16 protein-coding genes, 1 tRNA gene and 1 pseudogene are annotated in these 18,293 nt (G+C 61.0%); 5 read left to right on the top strand and 13 right to left on the bottom strand.

The window, feature by feature from the left end; all coding sequences use genetic code 11:
- Positions 1–42 precede the first annotated feature (42 nt).
- The 3 genes and pseudogenes from hisD (at position 43) to F3Y30_RS13865 (ending at position 2,037) form a co-directional block, all read left to right on the top strand.
- A pseudogene (gene hisD / locus F3Y30_RS13875) lies at positions 43–1,325 on the top strand (histidinol dehydrogenase).
- A 116-nt stretch (positions 1,326–1,441) separates the two neighbouring features.
- The gene (locus F3Y30_RS13870) at positions 1,442–1,630 is read left to right on the top strand and encodes a DUF3008 family protein (RefSeq protein WP_203423268.1); all 189 of its coding nucleotides are present in this window, start codon (positions 1,442–1,444) and stop codon (positions 1,628–1,630) included.
- 59 nt (positions 1,631–1,689) lie between these two features.
- Positions 1,690–2,037 (top strand): hypothetical protein, encoded by a 348-nt coding sequence (locus tag F3Y30_RS13865; RefSeq protein ID WP_203423267.1) that lies wholly within the window; start codon positions 1,690–1,692, stop codon positions 2,035–2,037.
- 118 nt (positions 2,038–2,155) lie between these two features.
- Here the strand turns inward: F3Y30_RS13865 and F3Y30_RS13860 are convergent, their stop codons facing one another.
- The 11 genes from F3Y30_RS13860 to pcsA all read right to left on the bottom strand — a co-directional run bounded on the left by F3Y30_RS13860 (position 2,156) and on the right by pcsA (position 14,148).
- Positions 2,156–2,914 (bottom strand): FadR/GntR family transcriptional regulator, encoded by a 759-nt coding sequence (locus F3Y30_RS13860; protein ID WP_203423266.1) that lies wholly within the window; start codon positions 2,912–2,914, stop codon positions 2,156–2,158.
- Between the two features lie 11 nt (positions 2,915–2,925).
- Complete coding sequence (gene yjfF, locus F3Y30_RS13855) at positions 2,926–3,894, bottom strand: galactofuranose ABC transporter, permease protein YjfF (RefSeq protein WP_203423265.1); 969 nt, start codon at positions 3,892–3,894, stop codon at positions 2,926–2,928.
- The gene (locus F3Y30_RS13850) at positions 3,891–4,913 is read right to left on the bottom strand and encodes an ABC transporter permease (protein ID WP_203423264.1); all 1,023 of its coding nucleotides are present in this window, start codon (positions 4,911–4,913) and stop codon (positions 3,891–3,893) included. The genes yjfF and F3Y30_RS13850 overlap by 4 nt, the downstream gene beginning before the upstream one ends.
- Positions 4,910–6,430: a galactofuranose ABC transporter, ATP-binding protein YtfR gene (ytfR, locus tag F3Y30_RS13845; protein WP_203423263.1), complete on the bottom strand. Its 1,521-nt coding sequence runs from the start codon at positions 6,428–6,430 to the stop codon at positions 4,910–4,912. The genes F3Y30_RS13850 and ytfR overlap by 4 nt, the downstream gene beginning before the upstream one ends.
- A gap of 114 nt (positions 6,431–6,544) precedes the next feature.
- On the bottom strand, positions 6,545–7,507 hold the full coding sequence (gene ytfQ / locus F3Y30_RS13840) for a galactofuranose ABC transporter, galactofuranose-binding protein YtfQ (RefSeq protein ID WP_203423262.1): 963 nt from the start codon (positions 7,505–7,507) through the stop codon (positions 6,545–6,547).
- 180 nt (positions 7,508–7,687) lie between these two features.
- On the bottom strand, positions 7,688–8,758 hold the full coding sequence (locus F3Y30_RS13835; protein ID WP_203423261.1) for a BMP family ABC transporter substrate-binding protein: 1,071 nt from the start codon (positions 8,756–8,758) through the stop codon (positions 7,688–7,690).
- A 46-nt stretch (positions 8,759–8,804) separates the two neighbouring features.
- Positions 8,805–9,725, bottom strand: a complete 921-nt coding sequence (locus tag F3Y30_RS13830) for an ABC transporter permease (RefSeq protein WP_203423260.1) — start codon at positions 9,723–9,725, stop codon at positions 8,805–8,807.
- Positions 9,725–10,819: an ABC transporter permease gene (locus F3Y30_RS13825; protein WP_203423259.1), complete on the bottom strand. Its 1,095-nt coding sequence runs from the start codon at positions 10,817–10,819 to the stop codon at positions 9,725–9,727. Before F3Y30_RS13825 ends, F3Y30_RS13830 begins: the two co-directional genes overlap by 1 nt.
- Positions 10,809–12,383: an ABC transporter ATP-binding protein gene (locus F3Y30_RS13820; RefSeq protein ID WP_203423258.1), complete on the bottom strand. Its 1,575-nt coding sequence runs from the start codon at positions 12,381–12,383 to the stop codon at positions 10,809–10,811. The genes F3Y30_RS13825 and F3Y30_RS13820 overlap by 11 nt, the downstream gene beginning before the upstream one ends.
- A gap of 49 nt (positions 12,384–12,432) precedes the next feature.
- Complete coding sequence (locus tag F3Y30_RS13815; RefSeq protein ID WP_203423257.1) at positions 12,433–13,404, bottom strand: quinone oxidoreductase; 972 nt, start codon at positions 13,402–13,404, stop codon at positions 12,433–12,435.
- Between the two features lie 18 nt (positions 13,405–13,422).
- Positions 13,423–14,148 carry a phosphatidylcholine synthase gene (pcsA, locus tag F3Y30_RS13810; protein ID WP_203423256.1) on the bottom strand — a complete coding sequence of 242 codons (726 nt, stop codon included), beginning with the start codon at positions 14,146–14,148 and terminating at the stop codon, positions 13,423–13,425.
- 266 nt (positions 14,149–14,414) lie between these two features.
- On the opposite strand from pcsA, the gene F3Y30_RS13805 reads away from it, so the two are divergent.
- Positions 14,415–15,623, top strand: a complete 1,209-nt coding sequence (locus F3Y30_RS13805) for a UbiH/UbiF family hydroxylase (protein WP_203426618.1) — start codon at positions 14,415–14,417, stop codon at positions 15,621–15,623.
- On the opposite strand, the gene F3Y30_RS13800 is transcribed toward F3Y30_RS13805, so the two are convergent.
- Both F3Y30_RS13800 and F3Y30_RS13795 read right to left on the bottom strand, forming a co-directional pair.
- Positions 15,591–16,553, bottom strand: coding sequence for an AEC family transporter (locus F3Y30_RS13800; protein WP_203423255.1), 963 nt, complete (start codon positions 16,551–16,553; stop codon positions 15,591–15,593). The two genes, F3Y30_RS13805 and F3Y30_RS13800, sit on opposite strands and share 33 nt — an antisense overlap.
- A 43-nt stretch (positions 16,554–16,596) precedes the next feature.
- Positions 16,597–17,352, bottom strand: coding sequence for a cytochrome c biogenesis CcdA family protein (locus F3Y30_RS13795; protein WP_203423254.1), 756 nt, complete (start codon positions 17,350–17,352; stop codon positions 16,597–16,599).
- A gap of 224 nt (positions 17,353–17,576) precedes the next feature.
- Here F3Y30_RS13795 and F3Y30_RS13790 point away from each other — a divergent pair.
- Positions 17,577–17,652: transfer RNA gene (locus F3Y30_RS13790), tRNA-Lys, on the top strand.
- Positions 17,653–18,293 lie beyond the last annotated feature (641 nt).

Here is an 18,293-nt window from a genome sequence, read left to right as displayed (position 1 = left end):
GGAATGTTGCCACGCAGGATCAACCGAACGGCGAGCAGGCGAATGTCGACGCTTTACCAATTGACCGAAGACGCAATCACCAGAATCAAGAGCCCGACGCGTGATGCGATTTCCGACACGGAGTCGATTGAGGCGACGGTCAAGGAAATCTTGGCAGGGGTCAGGGACCGGGGCGACGATGCGGTCCGCGACTTTTCGCTCGCTTACGACCGGACGGCCCCGATAGTTTCGAGGTCTCATGGGAGGAACGGCAGGAGGCGGTGGCCGCCCTCGCCCCGCAAACGCGAGCCGACACGGAGTTTGCCATCGAGCGGGTGACGGCCTTTGCTCGCGCGCAGCTCGGAACAATCCTCCCGCTCGAATTCGACGCCCTTCCCGGTCTTCATCTCGGCCACCGCGTCATACCCATTGCAAGCGTCGGCGCCTATGTGCCGGGCGGCCGCTATCCTATCCTGTCCGCCCCGGTGATGACGATCGTGCCGGCCAAGGTCGCCGGCTGCGACCAGGTGATTGCATGCCTTCCGCCCAACGCGCATCCGGCGATGATCGCGGGTTGCCATCTCTCCGGCGCCGACCGCATCTTCCGGGTCGGAGGTGCCCAGGCGATTGCGGCCATGGCCTACGGAACCCAGTCGATACCTTCCGTCGACAAGATCGTCGGACCGGGCAACGCCTTCGTCAACGAGGCCAAGCGGCAGGTGTTCGGACGCGTCGGTATCGACCAACTGGCCGGCCCGAGCGAAATCTTCGTCGTGGCGGACGAGACCGGTAATCCCGAGATGATAGCGACGGATCTGCTGGCGCAGGCCGAGCACGACGTGCGCACCCGCGTCGGCCTGATCACGACCGACCGCGCACTCGCGGAAGCGACCATGGTTGAGGTCGAGCGGCAACTCGAGACCTTGCCGACCGCTGATGTCGCGGGCGCGGCATGGCGGGACTACGGTGAGATCGTAGTATGCGACAGCGAAGAGGCCATGATTGCCTATTCCGATCTGATCGCCGCCGAGCATCTGCAGGTGCATACGCGCGATCCGCATGCGACGGCTGCCCGGCTTCGCAACTATGGCTCCCTCTTCATCGGACCGCTGGCGAGCGTCGTCTATTCCGACAAGTGCTGCGGCACGAACCACACTCTCCCGACAATGGCGGCTGGCCGATACACCGGCGGCCTGTGGGTGGGCTCCTACGTCAAGGTCTGCACACACCAATGGCTGGACGAGCGTGGGGTTGGCGCGGTGGCGCCACCGGCGATCCGCCAGAGTGCGACCGAAGGCATGGAAGGCCACAGGCGAGCGGCGGCCTATCGGCTGGAGCGCCCCTGACACCCGATTGCGGGTGCTCATCCATTTCGCGGAACCTATTCTGCCGGAAGGCCGTTGGACGAGAACCATCGGCCGCCGTCGCAAGCCTTGCGACGGCATTGTCAGAGGAGGCGATCATGCCCGCGACATCCAAGGCTCAGCAGAAGGCGGCGGGAGCAGCCCTTGCCGCAAAGCGTGGCGAGATACCGAAGAGCAAGCTGCGCGGCGCATCTAAGGAAATGCTCGAGTCGATGACGGAGAAGGAACTCGAGGAGTTCGCCAGCACCAGGCGCAAGGGATTACCCAATCGGAAGGCGTCCCATTGACCGTCCTCGCTCCCCCGCAAGGCCTCGACTTCGCGGCACCCGTGTGAGAACATGACCACATGATAGAGAGCACTGATCTGGAACTCGAAGACGAGCGGATGAAACAGCTCGAGGCGCTTCTGCGGGATCGCCACACGACGTCGGCGCATCTGCTGGACAGCTACCAGCCGGGAAGCCTCGGCTATCATGAAGCCACGCATACCACCTCGATAATCCTCGGGCTCGTGGACGATCAGCTCCTGCTCCATCCGGCGATCGTGGCCAATCCGGAGCTCTTTCGACTGGCATCGCGGGCAAGCGAAGCTCTTTTCAACCTCTACCAGCTGATGGGCTCTGCACAGGTCGGGCAGCATCACACAGACGATGGGCTTCGTCCGGAAGAGCTGAACGCCAGCAACGACGACTGAACGGCAAGTCAGCAGACGTGTGAACCCTGCGTTGATGCCGGAAGTTCGTCGTCGGCGGCAGGGGCCGCTGCAGACAGCCGCCGTCACCTTGCGCTGTCCCAACGACCTCAGTCGCACCCTATGAGACCTCGGTCTTTTCCTGTGTCTTGAACGACTGCACGACCCTCTCGCGCCCGACACGGATGACATGCTCCATGGCGCGGCGGGCGCCCTCTTCGTCCCGGCGGCGGATTTCCTCAACGATACGGATGTGACTGCTCGCCACATCGTCGATCTTGCCGCGGTCGGCAGCCGGCGAGGTGAGCTTGAAGACGCCGACGAGAGCTGCCTCGATCAGGCTTCCGACCGAGCGCAGGAACGGGTTCCTCGACGCCTCAAGAACCGACAGGTGGAACTTCAGGTCGGCCACGGCCAGTGTCTCGGGCGTATGTTCGGGGTTCCCCATGGCCACGGCAAGCCGCATCATCTGGCTGATGTCTGCCTCCGAAGCATGGCGGGCCGCCAGGGTCGCGGCATGCGGTTCGAACGCCAACCGCACCTCGCTGAGATGCACCAAGAACTCCTCACTGACCCCGACCGTGAAGTACCAGGTGAGGACATCGCTGTCGAAGAGGTTCCATTGAGAACTCGGCGTGACGCGCGTGCCGATGCGCGCCCGGGGAACGATGAGCCCCTTGGCGGCCAGCGTCTTCATCGCCTCCCGCAAGACCGTGCGCGAGACTTTGAAGCGGGCGGCAAGTTCCTGGTCTCCTGGAAGGGTCGTGCCGACGGGAAATTCTCCGGCGATAATGGATTTGCCGAGCTCGTTCACCACCTGCGCATGGCTGGTGCGGGTATTCGCTCCTGTAATGACGGTCTCAAGCAAACCTTTGCGCAACTCATCTCCCCCTAGGCGTACCGCCTCGTATTTCCTGACAGGTGCAGGATTCCTTTCTGCAACAGGATGAACGCAAAGAGCAGGAATCCAATCAGTATTTTTGTCCACCAGCTGGAGAGTGACCCGTCGAAGGTTATGTAGGTCTGGATCAGACCCTGGATCAGAAGCCCAACCAGCGTACCGCCAATGAATCCCGACCCTCCCGTCAGCAGTGTTCCTCCGATCACGACCGCCGCTATCGCATCCAGCTCCACCCCAACAGCGGCAAGCGAGTATCCTGCCGACGTGTAAAGCGAAAATACGATTCCCGAAAGCCCGGCGAGAAAGCCCGAAAGCGAATAGATCAGGATCGTCGTGCGACCGACTGGCACACCCATCAACCGAGCCGTCTGCACGCCACCACCAAGGGCATAGACATTGGTGCCGAACCGCGTGCGCTGGGCGATAAAAATCCCGACAACGAAGACGAGCAGCATAAGGCCGCCGATCAGTGTAATGCGCCCCCCGCCCGGAAGCTTGTAGTAGAAGCTCTTCAGCGTCGCGTAAAAGGGGTGCTTGATCGGAACGGAATCGATCGACAGGACGAAGGCCATCCCGCGCGCCAAAAACATCCCCGCAAGAGTGACGATGAAGGGCGGCATTTCCAGATGATGGATGATCGCGCCCATCAGCGCTCCGAACAGCGTCGTGATCGCGAGAACGGCAACGAAGGCGAGCAGCGGGTGGATGCTTGTGTTTTCCAGGACGACCGCGAGAAACACGCCGGTAAAGGCAATGACGGAACCGATCGAAAGGTCGATGCCGCCGGACAGGATGACGAAGGTCATACCCACGGCGGCAATGCCGAGAAAGGCGTTGTCCGTCAGAAGGTTGCCTATCACGCGCGTCGAGAGCATGTTCGGGTACTGCAGCGTGCAGAGCGCATAGGCCACGATGAAGATCAGTACGGTTGCAGCAAGGGGGAGATAGCGCGGATTCATTTCGCTTCCTGCTTCCTAACATTGTCGACTGCGCGCTCACGCGTGAAGAAGGCGAAAGCGCCCTGCGCGCGAGGCGACTGGATCACCAGAATGAAAACGATGATCGCGGCCTTGATGATGAGGTTGAACTCCGGCGGGAAACCCGACAACAGGATCCCCGTGTTGATCGCCTGGATGATCATTGCGCCGAGAAGTGATCCGGCGATGCTGAAACGACCGCCAAGCAGGGAGTTGCCGCCAACGACGACCGCGAGGATTGCGTCGAGCTCCAGCCACAGACCCGCATTGTTGGCATCCGCCCCCTTGATATCGGCTGCGGCGATAATGCCGGCGATCGCGGCACAAAGGCCGGAGAGCGCATAGACGGCAATGAGCAGAACAGGGGTCGATACCCCGGATAGCGTGCTGGCGCGACGATTGATCCCGACGGCCTCGACCAGCATGCCGAGCGCGGTCCTGCGCACCACGATGCCCACTGCCAGGCCGAACAGCAACCAGATCACCACAGGCATGGGCAGGCCGGCAAAGGAGCCGCTGCCGATGAAGATCAGCCCGGGGTCATTGAAGGTCAGGATCGCACCCTCCGTGATGAGCTGGGCGATGCCGCGTCCCGCCACCATGAGCACGAGCGTTGCGATGATCGGCTGGATGTCGAGAACGGCGACCAGAATGCCGTTCCACAGACCGCACGCGAGCCCCGCCAAGAGCACGATTATCAGCGTGGCCGCAAGCGAGTGACCGGACGTGATCGCCGCCGCTGCGACTGCGCCGCAAATCGCAATCACCGCGCCCACCGACAGGTCGATCCCCTTCGTGGCAATGACCATGGTCATACCGATGGAAAGGAGCGCCACCGGCGCGCCGCGGTTCAGGATGTCGATAAGGCTGCCATAGAGCCTACCGTTCTGGATCTCGATCCTGAAGAAGTCGGGAAAGGCGAGCGATATCAGGAAGACGATGACGGCAAGGGCGACGATCTGCGGGAGCAGGCGTTTTACATGAGTCACGAGCCCGTTCATGATGCAACCCTTGCATTGGCCGCCGCGATCGCTTCGACGATATGGTCCGTGGTGACCTTCTCACCGACGAGTTCGGCAATATGGGCCCGATCCTTGAGCACGATGACCCGCGAGCTGTAGGCGACCAGCTCCTCGAGTTCAGATGAAATTACGATAAGGGACATGCCATTCTCGCAGAGGGATTCGATCAGTCGGATGATTTCGGCATGGGCGCCGACATCAATCCCGCGTGTCGGCTCATCGAGGATCAGGAATTCGGGGTTCGTCGCGAGCCAGCGCGCGAGGATCGCCTTCTGCTGATTGCCACCGGAGAGCAGGCGAATCGGCTTCTCGCGATCGCTCGTGCGGATATCCAGGGCCCGAATGTAGTGATCCGCCAGCCTGTCCTGCTCCGCTCGCGATATCGGACGGGCCCATCCGCGGCGGGCCTGCAGCGCAAGTGAGATGTTTTCCCGGACAGAGAGATCCCCGATGATCCCATCGGTCTTGCGATCCTCCGGGCAAAACCCGAAGCGATGGGCGATTGCAGCGCGCGGCGACGTCAATTCGATCGCCTTGCCATCAACTGTGGCGCTGCCGCTGTCGGCACGCTCGACGCCAAACAGAATTTCGGCTGTCTCCGTCCTGCCGGAGCCCAGGAGCCCGGCGACGCCGACGACCTCCCCTGCCCGCACCTCCAGATCGAAGGGCTGGATATGCCCGTGGCGCCCGAAGTTCGAGAAGCGATACCGAACCTCACCAGCGGACGATGCCGCCGAGCCCTTGGTGTGCACTTCGGCCTGAAGCTCGCGACCGAGCATCATGGCGATCATTTCGCGGCGCTCGAGGCCAGCCGTGTCGCGCGTGCCAACAAGCTGGCCATTGCGCAAGACCGTTATGCGGTCCGAAATCTCGTAAACCTGTTCCAGGAAATGGGTGATGAAAACGATGCCAAGTCCGCGTGCCTTGAGACGGCGAACAATCCGGAACAGCATCGCCACCTCATGGGCGTCGAGGCTGGCCGTCGGCTCGTCCAGGATGAGGACCTTGCCCGAAAGATCGACCGCGCGCGCGATCGCGACAACCTGCTGAATTGCGACGGAAAAGCGCGACAGCTCGGCGGTCACATCGAGATCGAGCTCATATTCCGCGAGAAGTTCTCGCGCCAAACGGTTCATTTTCCTCGTCTGGACAAAGCCGAAATGCCTTGGCTGGCGCCCGAGGAAGAGGTTCTCTGCAACTGAGAGGTTGGGCAGGAGATTGACCTCCTGGTAGACCGTGCCGATTCCGAGATTCTGCGCCTCAAGCGTATTGCGCGGATCGACCTCCACGTCATCGAGGACAATCTTGCCCCCATCCCGGCGATAAGCACCGGTCATGCATTTGACCAGAGTGGACTTTCCCGCGCCGTTTTCGCCGAGAAGAGCATGGACCTCGCCACGCTTCAGTGTGAAGTCGACCCTGTTGAGGGCCCGGGCTCCAGGAAAGATCTTGTCTATCCCGATCGCCGAAAGGATGGTGTCGCCGTTTGCGTGCATCTTCCCGTTCCGTATTGCGTGCCGGTGCGTGGAACCCGCCGACAGGCGGCCAGCCCCACGCGCCACAATTGCGGTCCCGCATCCGGATCGATGCCGGATGCGGGTCTCGGGAGATCAGTAACCGAGGCCTTTCTTTTCCTCGTAGACCTTCGACGGATCGTCAGCCTGCGTATAGAGCTTGGATTCCGTCTGGATCCACTTCTTCGGCTGCGTGCCGTCCTTCAGATAGGCAGCGAGAGCGTCGAAGGCCGGACCGGCCATGTTCGGCGTCAGTTCGACGGTCGCGTTGGCCTCACCTGCAGCCATCGCCTGGAAGATATCCGGAACGGCGTCGATGGACACGACGAGAATATCGGTGCCTGGCTTCAGGCCGGCTTCCTTGATCGCCTGGATGGCGCCAACAGCCATGTCATCATTGTGGGCGTAGAGCGCGCAGATGTTCTTGCCGCCGTCTTCGGCCTTCAGGAAGCTTTCCATGACTTCCTTGCCCTTCGTGCGGGTGAAGTCACCGGTCTGGCTACGGATGATCTTCAGGTTGTCGTTTCCGGCAAGCGCCTGCTCGAAACCCTTCTTGCGATCGATGGCCGGAGAAGAACCCGTGGTTCCCTGCAACTCGACGACGTTGCACGGCTTTCCGGCGACGGTGTCGACCAGCCATTTGCCGGCAACATTGCCCTCGTGGACGAGGTCGGACGTCACGGCGGTCATGTAGAGATCGTCAGACGCATCGACTGTGCGGTCGAGCAGAATAACCGGGATTTCCGCATCCTTGGCTTCCTGCAGGACTTCGTCCCACCCGGTGGCCACGACCGGTGCGACCAGGATCGCGTCAACACCCTGCGCAATGAAGGAACGCAGCGCCTTGATCTGGTTTTCCTGCTTCTGCTGGGCGTCCGCAAACTTCAGATCGATGCCACGTTCCTGGGCCTGCTGCTTCGTCAGAGTCGTCTCTGCCGCGCGCCAGCCGGATTCAGAGCCGATCTGAGAGAAACCGACCGTCAGATCGGCGGCAGATGCGGAGTTGAAAAAGCAGGCAGCAAGAATCGTTGCACTCGCAAGTGCGGTCTTCAATTTCATGATTTCCTCCCAAGAAAGCTGCGCTGTGCAGCACCAAGAGAAAAATCATATTGTATGATTATTGTAAACACGGAAATTGGCATGAAATGCAATTTCGCGTTGCACAATCTGCGATGCGGCGCACAAAAAAAGGGGCGCCACCGGGGCACCCCTTTTCATTCGAAACCGACGCTGAATGCCTTACTGGGGCAGCTTGTCGTCGACGCCTGCAATGTAGAAATTCATGCCGAGCAGCGTGCCGTCGTCAGACTTTTCGCCTTCCTTCAGCCAGGGCGTCCCGTCCTGCTTGTTGATCGGGCCCGTGAACGGATGCAGTTCGCCAGAGCGTATCTTCGCTTCCGTTTCCTCTGCCATTTTCTTCACGTCATCCGGCATGTTGGTATAGGGCGCCATGGTGAGGATGCCGTCCTTCAGGCCGTCCCAGATCTGCTCGGACTTCCAGGTACCATCCAGCAGGGCCTTGGTGCGCTTGATATAGTAGGCACCCCAGGTATCGACGATCGCGGTCAGCTGGGTTTCAGGACCAGCCTTGATCATGTCGGACGCCTGGCCGAAGGCCTTGATGCCACGCTCGGCCGCGACCTGCATCGGCGCGGTCGTATCGGTGTGCTGGGTGAGGACATCGACGCCCTGGTCGATCAGCGCCTTGGCAGCGTCGGCTTCCTTGCCGGGGTCGAACCAGGTGTTTGCCCAGATCACCTTCAGCTTGAAGTCCGGGTTGACCGACTGGGCCCCATGGATGAACGAGTTGATACCCATGACGACTTCCGGAATCGGGAAGGAAGCGATGTAGCCCGCGACACCTGCCTTCGACATCTTCGCAGCGATCTGACCCTGGATGTAACGGCCTTCATAGAAGCGCGAGTTGTAGGTCGCGACGTTCGGCGCGGACTTGTAGCCGGTCGCATGCTCGAACTTCACGTCCGGGAACTTCTCGGCCACCTTGATGGTGGCATCCATGAAGCCGAACGACGTGGTGAAGATCAGGGCGCAGCCCGAACGGGCCATGCGTTCGATCGCGCGCTCGGCATCCGGTCCTTCCGGAACGTTTTCGAGGAACGGAGTCTCGACCTTGTCGCCAAGCTCCTTTTCGAGCGCCTGGCGGCCGAGATCGTGCGCCTGGGTCCAGCCGCCATCGGTCTTGGAACCGACGTAGATAAAGCAGACCTTCGTCTTGTCCTGGGCACTTGCGGCGGCGGCGAAGCCGAGCACGGCTGCCGAGGTTGCAAGTGCAAGTATCAGTTTTTTCATTTCGACCTCTGTAGGTTTGAGAATGGGTTATCCCGTTTTTTCTTCTTCACCGATCGGGCACGAACGGCTTGCCCAGCGAGGCAGGCGTGTTGATCAACGTCATGCGCCGATTGTGTGAGATCAGAACTAGTACGATAATCGTGGCGGCATAGGGAAGTGCCGACAGGAATTGCGATGGTATCCCGAGCCCCAGGGCCTGGGCATGGAGCTGGCTGATCGAGACGGCACCGAAGAGATAGCCGCCGGCAAGCAGCCGCCATGGCCGCCAGGAGGCAAAGACCACGAGCGCGAGCGCAATCCAGCCGCGCCCGGCAGACATGTTTTCCACCCATTGCGGCGTATAGACGAGAGACAGCTGTGCTCCGGCGAGCCCTGCGCAGGCCCCACCGAACATGACTCCAATATAGCGCATGCGGATGACGCCAATCCCGAGGGCATGCGCGGAGGCGTGGCTGTCGCCGATGGCCCTGATCTTCAATCCCGTCCGGCTGCGGAACAGGAACCAGTTGACCCCGATGACGAGGGCGATCGACATGTAGAAGATGAGATCCTGGCGGAAGAGGAGCGGTCCCAGATAGGGGATTTCGGAGAGCAGCGGAATGGAGATGGGCGGCAGCTTGATCCCGGAGACACCGACGTAGGATTCCCCGATCTGTCCGGATACGCCGAGCCCCAGAATGGTCAAGGCAAGGCCTGTCGCGACCTGGTTGGCGACGAGCGTCAGGGTCAGGAAACCGAACAGGAGAGAGAAAAGCGCTCCGCCGGCGATACCGGCGACGATGCCGACATAGGGAGAACCGGTCGCCTGGGTCGCAGCAAAGGCCAGCACCGCACCCATGATCATCATGCCTTCAACGCCGAGGTTGAGGACACCGGCCCGTTCGGTCACCAGCTCGCCTATCGCCGCCAACACCAGAGGCGTTGCAGCGGTCACGACGGTCAGGAGGATTGCCTCGATGATACCCATTACTGTGCACCGCCTTCCGCAGTGGCAGCACGACCCGAGAACAGGAGCCGGATGCGATACTGGATGAGGGTATCGCAGGAGAGCACGAAGAACAGCAGAAGCCCCTGGAAGACGCGGGTTACCTTGTCAGACACGCTGAGGGTCAGCTGAACCGCCTCGCCCCCAACATATGTCAGGGCCAGAAACAGTCCGGCCGCAATGATGCCGAGAGGGTTGAGACGCCCGAGGAATGCGACGATGATTGCCGTGAACCCGTAGCCGGGAGAAATGATTGGCTGCAGCTTGTTGATCACGCCGCTCACCTCCGAAACGCCGGCGAGACCGGCCAAAGCTCCGGACAGCAGCATCGAGAACCAGATCATCTTGCGCGCCGAAAATCCCGCGAAGCGCCCTGCCCGCTCGGACTGGCCGAGCACGGTAATCTCGAAGCCCTTCAGCGTGTAGCGCATCATGAACCAGATCGCGAGCGCAGCGACGATGGCGAAGGCGAAGCCCAGATTGGTTCTGCCCGACGAAACGAGTTCCGGCAGTATCGCTTCCGGTGCGAAGTTTCGGGTCACCGGAAAGTTGAAGCCCTCCGGACTGCGCCAGGGTCCGCGCACCAGCCAGTCGAGGAAGAGCTGGGCGATATAGACCAGCATCAGGCTCGTGAGGATCTCGTTGGTGTTCATATGGGCCTTGAGGAAGGCGGGAATCGCGGCGTAGAGCGCTCCGCCGATCATTCCGAACACCAGCATCAGGGGCAGGACGAGCGGAGAATGCCACTCGTGGAAGACGACCGGTACGATCGACCCCATGATCGCTCCGGCGATGAACTGTCCCTCCGCCCCGATGTTCCAGTTGTTGGAACGATAACAGACGGACAGGCCGACGCCGATCAGGATCAGCGGGGCAGCCTTGATGGCTATCTCGTGCAGAGACCAGACGTCGAGCAATGGTTCCACGAAAAAGCTGTAGAGCGCCGACAGCGGATCCTTTCCGAGCAGCGCGAACATGATCCCGCCTGCGATGACCGTGAGGACCAGCGCGATGAACGGCGAGAGAATGGAAAAGAGGACGGACGACTGGGGTCGCTTCTCGAGTTCAATGCGCATGCGCGGTCTCTCCTGGCTGCGTCGTCCCATGCATACCGCCCATGAGAAGCCCGATCTTTTCGCGCGTCATGTCGCGTGCGGGATAGGCCTCGGAGAGACGACCATCGCTGATCACCGCAACCTCGGTCGCGACCTCGAAGATTTCGTCGAGATCCTGGCTGATCACAAGCACGGCGGAACCTGACTTGGCGAGGTCGACCAGCGCCTGGCGAATTCGGCTTGCCGCGCCGGCATCGACACCCCAGGTCGGCTGGTTGACAACCAGAACCGCCGGCTGCCGGTCGAGCTCCCTTCCGACGATGTATTTCTGCAGGTTCCCACCGGAGAGTGAACCGGCTGCGGGATCGTCTCCGCTCTTGCGAACATCCATCGCCTCGGAAATCCGCCGGGATGCGACCCGCACCACCGCATGGCGGATGATCCCGAGAATACCGCCGCCAAGAAATGCGCCGCGGTCGGACTGGTTTCGCGCGAGCACAAGGTTGTCGGAGAGCGGCAAGGCTGGAACTGCGGCATGCCCGTGCCGTTCCTCGGGGACGAAGCCAGCACCGATCAGACGGCGTGCCGTGATCCCGGCTGCGCCGACGGATTTCTGCCGGATCTTTACCGCGTCATTATCGGCGACAGGATATTCACCGGACAGCGCATCGAAGAGTTCGCCCTGGCCATTGCCGGCAACGCCAGCAATCGCCAATACCTCGCCCGCATGCACGGTCAGTGAGACATTCTTCAGCGACACCGCAAATGGAGTGCGCGCGGCAGCATTCAGATTGGTCGCCGAGAGCAGTATCTCGCCCTTGGTACTCGTTCCCTCCGCGCTGACGATGGCAACGTCGCTGCCAACCATCATGCGTGCCAGCGATGCCGGCGTTTCCTTCCGCGGGTCGCAGGCTCCGGTGACCTTACCGTGCCGGAGCACCGTCGCCCGGTCGCAGATGCGCTGCACCTCTTCCAGGCGATGGCTGATGTAGAGCACCGAGCGGCCCTCGGCCTTGAGCTTGGCAAGGGTCTCGAACAGCCTGTCCGCTTCCTGCGGCGTCAGTACCGAGGTTGGTTCGTCCAGGATGATAAGTTCAGGGTTCTGCAACAGCGCCCGCACGATCTCGATGCGCTGACGTTCTCCGACGGAGAGGTCGGCAACATGTGCGTTCGGGTCCAGCGGAAGACCGTAGTTGCGGGAGAGACTCGCGGCCTCGTCTGAGATCCTCGCGAGCGAGATACCCGGATCCAGCGAAAGCGCGATGTTTTCCGCGACAGTCAGTGCCTCGAACAGGGAGAAGTGCTGGAAGACCATGCCGATACCGATCTTGCGGGCGGCACCGGGGCTTTCTATGCGGACGGGCTCGCCCTTCCACAGGATCTGCCCGCTCGTCGGAGCGAGGACCCCGAACAGCATCTTCACCAGCGTGGACTTGCCGGCTCCATTCTCGCCCAGGAGGGCGTGGATCTCACCCGGCTGCACATCGAGATCGATGCCGTTGCAGGCGGCAAACGAACCGAACAGCTTCGTCAGGTTGCGGACAGCCAGCAATGGCTTGCCATCGGACGCTCCAACCGCTGACACTCTTCCCCTCTTTTCCCCTGCGTTCCCTCGCCCCTTGTCGGGTCCTTTTTCAGGGAATCAGCAATGTCGTTCCACTCGTTTTTCTTGATTCGAGATCCGTGTGCGCGCGTCCCGCCTCACCTAACGGATAAGTCTGATTTATATTGATACGCACTTTGTTGCTTCGCACAATATCAAACAGAGATTTTGCACATTCATCAAGGGCTTCGCGGGTGGCTATGTAGTGGAACAAGGTTGGGCGGGTCGCAAACAGCGACCCCTTCTGCGCCAACAATCCCATGTTGAACGCATCGACCGGACCCGAGGAATTGCCGAAGCTCACCCACATGCCGAGGGGCTTCAGGCAGTCGAGCGACTTCGGAAATGTGTCCTTGCCGACGGAATCATAGACCACGTCCACGCCCTTGCCGCCCGTCAATTCCTTTACGCGCGCGACGAAATCCTCCTTGTCGTAGTCGATCACGTGATCGTAGCCGTGCGCAAGCGCGAGATCGATCTTCGCCTTGGAGCCCGCCGTACCGATCACCGTCGCGCCCAGAGCCTTGGCCCATTGGCCGGCGATCAGGCCTACCCCTCCGGCTGCGGCATGGAAGAGAATGGTCGTTCCCGGCTTGACCGGATAGGTCTGCAGAAGCAGATACTGTGCCGTCATGCCCTTCAGCATCATTGCAGCAGCCGTCTCGAGAGAAATCTCGTCCGGCACCTTCACCAGGTGCCGGGTAGCCACATTCCGCTCCGCAGCATAGGCGCCATCGGCCGAGGCATAGGCCACGCGATCGCCGATCGCAAAATCCGTCACGCCCTCCCCTATAGCCGTGACGGTGCCGGCGCCTTCCTTGCCGGGAATGAAGGGAAGCTCGGCCTTGTAGAGACCTGTGCGGAAATAGACATCGATGAAATTGAGCCCGATCGCCGCCTGCTTGATCTGGACCTCGCCGGGGCCGGGCGCGCCGAGCGGCACGTCTTCCACCTTAAGCACTTCCGGACCGCCCAACGAACGAACCACAATCGCCTTTGTCATTTCCGAACTCCTCGAGAATCAATCCCGGCCCAGGCCGGGAACAAATTGCAGCACTGCGCCGATCACATAGAGGTAGAGCCCTGTCGCCACCACGCCGTAGACGACCCAATCCGGGGTAACGAAGTGCAGCAGCAGGGCATACATGCCAAGGGCGGACCATAGCAGGAACACCGCCAGATTGAGCGTTCTGAGCCTCTTTACGCGAACAGGATGCAGGAAGTTGATGGGCATGAACGTGAGGAACACCGAAACGAAGACCACGATCGATGCCGTCAACTCACTTGCCTGGATGACGAACAGGGTGAAGACGACCATGTTCCAGACGACCGGAAATCCGGAGAAGAAGTAGTCGTCCGTCTTCATCCCCATGTCGGCGTAGTAGATGGCGCTCGAGACCACTATCGCGCCCGCAGCGACAAAGGACCAGGGCTCACCGATCATGCCGCTCTGGTAGAGTGCGAAGGCAGGTAGCAGGACGTAGGTCACGTAATCGATGACATTGTCCAGCGTATCGCCGGACCAGTTCGGCAGCACTTCCTTGACGCGCACTTTCCGTGCGATCGGTCCATCGATACCGTCCACGAGCAGGGCAAGGCCAAGCCACCAGAACATGTCGACGAAGCGTCTCTCTGCCGCAGCGACAACACCGAGGAAGGCAAGAAACGAGCCGGATGCCGTAAGGATGTGGACGGAGAAGGCCCGCATCTCGGCATAGGGTACCCGTTTGTAGTTGAAGAGTTTCATCGGTTTTTGTCGTCCATCCCCGCGCGAGAATCCGCTGCACCCTGCCCGCTATCGAGCCGGTACCGGCTTACCCGATTTTGTGCGGCTAATATGCACCGATTGGCTCCCGCCGCCAGAGAAAATGCGCGCGCTTGGGTCGTCCTTCCAGTCTTGCGATCAACCTGCGCCGATTCACCCCATGGATTTCGCCCACCTTCGGATCTAGTCTGTTCAAAGGTTCAACACCCACAAATCGGTGGGTCGCAATTCGAAAGTCTGTAATGCCCGTGAACGAGTTTGAGATCGCAATCATTGGAGGAGGACTGGCAGGAAGCGTTGCCGCGCTTGCACTTTCCACGTCAGGCGGCCGCGTGGCGTTGGTAGCCCCGCGTCGCGACATGCCGGACGGGCGCACCACGGCGCTGATGGACCAGTCGATCGGCCTGCTAAGAGATCTCGAACTCTGGGACACCATCGCTCCCAGTGCCGCCCCGCTTGAAACGATGCGGATCCTGGACGGCACCTCCCGTCTGTTCCGGGCGCCGCCAGTCAGCTTCCGTGCAAGCGAGGTCGGGCTGTCGGCCTTCGGCTACAATATTCCGAACGCACCGCTCGCCGAACTGCTGGAGAGCCGGATTGCGACAACTGACACGATCACGCGATTCGATTACGGTGCCGATGCCGTTGACACCGAGCCCGACGCGGCCAAGATCACGCTTGCAAACGGTGACTCGCTTCGCGCGCAACTTGTCGTCGGAGCCGACGGGCGTGGGTCGCTCGTGCGCCAGAGCGCCGGTATCGGCGTTCGCACATGGTCGTACCCGCAGACCGCCATTGTCCTGAACTTCAGCCACAGCCTGCCGCACGACAACATCTCGACGGAGTTTCACACCGAGAGCGGACCATTCACGCAGGTACCTCTGCCCGGCAATCGCTCGAGCCTCGTCTGGGTGCAGTCGCCGCGCAAGGCAGAGGAAATGCTCGAACTTCCTCAGGCCAAGCTCAGCGAAGTGGTTGAGGAGAGGATGCAATCGATCCTCGGCAAGGTGACCGTCGAGACGATCCCGCAAGCCTATCCTCTGTCGGGCATGATTGCGCACCGCTTCGGCAGGGAGCGCACCGCACTCGTCGGCGAAGCGGCGCATGCCTTTCCGCCGATCGGGGCCCAGGGCCTCAATCTTAGCCTCAGGGACATAATGGCCCTGAGGAAGCTGCTTGGAGATTCGACGACACCCGACCTTGGAAAGATCGGCGACCGCTTCGACCGTCACAGGCAGGCGGACGTTCGCAGCCGCACGATGAGTGTCGACCTCCTCAATCGGTCGCTTCTTTCGGGCTTCCTTCCGGTCCAGATCCTCCGCTCAGCCGGCCTGCACCTTCTCTCCGCCATGGGACCGCTCAGAAGCGTCGCCATGCGCGAAGGCATCGAGCCGGGCGGGTCGTTCAAGGCGTTTCGCGACAGCCTAAGGAAAAGGATCGCCGGGCAGAAGGCCTGACTTGATGAGGTAGAGGAGGAACGTCACCGTGGCGACGGAGAGGAGCGTGGTGATGAGAATGGTCGCCGACGCCCGCTCCTGCCACACGCCGTATTGCTGGCCGATGACGAAGACGTTGGTCGCCGTCGGCAACGCTGCAAGAAGCATCGCCGTGAACACCCACAAGGGATCGAAGTTCCCCGCAAAGCCGAGCATCAGATACATGACCGCCGGCAGGAGAAGGAGCTTCGCCGGAACGATATAGGCGATCTCGACCGGGACGCGCTTGACGGGGCGCAGGGCAAGGGTGACGCCCATGGCAAACAGCGCGCAGGGCGCGGCCGCCTGGGCGAGGTAGTCGATGAGCCGCATCAAGGGAACCGGCGGCTCGAAACCGGAGAAGGCCGCGACGAAGCCGGCAGCCGTCGCAACGATGAACGGGTGCGTGACGATGCGGCGCAGAATGCCCGCCGCAACAGTCGCCGCCGATTGCCTGCCACCGCCAGATAGAGCCATCAAGGCGGGCGCCACCATGAAATGCAGCATGTTTTCGAAGCAGAAGACGAGTGCCACGGGCACCGCCGCGCGTTCACCGAAGGCGAGAAGTGCCAAGCCCGGGCCCATGTAGCCGATGTTGCCATAAGCCGCCGAGAGCCCCTGCACGGTCGCCTCGGCAACCGTCGCATGGCGCACGAACAGGCCAATCGCGAAGATTGTCCCGAAAACGAGGTAGGTGGCGCTGACATTGGCAAGGATGAAGTCGATGCGGGTCAACTGCTCGATCGGCGTCTTCGATACGAGCTTGAAGAACAATGCCGGGAGCGAGATGTAGACGATGAAAGCATTGAGCCAGCCCAGCGCCTCCTCCGGCTGCGGCCTTGCCTTGGCGGCCAGGTAGCCCAGCAGAATCATGCCGAAAAACGGCAGCACCAACCCCGCCAGTTCAGCCATCAGACAGAATCATCCCCTCGCCGTTCGCCGCTTGAACCATCGCCTATCCTATCTGCGACAGGATTGGAAACGTTTGCTGGAACCAGATTGCGACGTCGCTGATGTAGCCGAAGATGAAGGCAAGGCCCGTGAGGACGAGGAGCACGCCCATCACTTTCTCCACCGTGCCAAGATGTTGACGGAAACGCATCAGGAAACGCATGAACGCCCCGGAAAATCCGGCGGCAATCCAGAACGGAACCGCCAGGCCGAGGGAATAGACAGCAAGCAGCACGGCCCCTTCCCCGACGGTCTCGCGCGCCGCCGCGACCCCAAGAATTGCCCCCAGGACGGGACCGATACATGGCGTCCAGCCGAAAGCGAAGGCGAGCCCCATGAGATAGGCCCCGGTCAATGTCGCAGGCTTGCCGCTGCTCTGAAACCGGGCCTCCCGGGAAAAGAGGCCGATCTTCAGGATGCCGAGGAAATGCAGCCCCATCGCAATGATGATCACGCCGCCGACCTGCGCCAGGATGTCGAGATGCCGCCTGAGCGCCATACCGATCGTCGAGGCACCGGCACCGAGAGCGACGAAGACAGTCGCGAAGCCGAGCGTGAACAACAGTGCCGAAAGGATGACCGAGAGCCGCGCGGAGCGATCCTCGATTGCAATTGCTGCGCTCCCGCCACGGAACTGCTCGACAGAAACGCCCGCCATGTAACACAGATAGGGCGGTACAAGCGGCAGGACGCACGGGGAAAGAAAGGACAGCGCGCCAGCGACCAGCGCACTCAAGAGGGAAATCTCCGCAATCGACAAGCAGCTATACTCCGCGACGGTAATTATGCCAGCGTTCGCCCGCCCGCGTCACGAGCGGCATCCGCCGATGTCAGATACTCTGGCGGAACTCCGGCTGCCAGTCACCTTTTGGAGATCGCGTCGAAATGCAGCAAAAGCTGTTGCCCATTTCATTTTCCGGTTGACCCGGAAAGGCCTCCTGCATATGTTCCGCGCACTTCCGAAGGGGGCCCTCCCTTCACTGGGAGCGCGTAGCTCAGCCGGTAGAGCAACTGACTTTTAATCAGTAGGTCCAGGGTTCGAATCCCTGCGCGCTCACCATAGATCTTCAAAAAAATCAGACAATTAAGAAGCCGCCTACCCCAAGCCTCCCAGGCTGAAACTGAATTTCAGAATATTCTTAGGCACAAACCTAAGCTTGTTACGCCCGAAAATGTGGTCGGCTGACCCTTTGGGCATTGAACGCCGAACCACCAACAATATTGCCCATGCATGAATCGCCACCACTTAAATTGTAGACGGTCGCTGTTCACTTCCGCCAGGTTGGCTTGATGCTTTCGTAGGCTCATTGCCTGGTTCAGTTCAGCCCGGAATGGTCCTTCGCCCCGCCGAGGTGAAGCCAGCCGGCCAATCCGCGCCCTTGAGTAGTGCGGGCTCGTGCGCCAGCGGGCGCAGGTGGGGAGGTCCAACGATACACGGCCCTTCGCATGAGTCGCGATGGAAACATTGATTTCGACCAAGGTTCATCACCTCGAAACTCCCGGCCACCTCGTCACCTATGAGGTCAGGTATCCTGCGTCGCCATGCGCGGCGTAAGCTCGTTGAAAAGTTTCCGTTCTTCGTCGTTCTCCTCGAATGCAAAAATCAAAACAACGCTTGACATTCCGTCGTATGGCATACCAACATACGATCATGGGATGGAGGCCGAGGATTACGTCTCCTCTCGTGAACGGGCCTAGCTA

The organism is Sinorhizobium sp. BG8, assembly GCF_016864555.1.
Classification (GTDB): domain Bacteria; phylum Pseudomonadota; class Alphaproteobacteria; order Rhizobiales; family Rhizobiaceae; genus BG8.
This window is presented reverse-complemented; position numbering and strand designations above follow the sequence as displayed.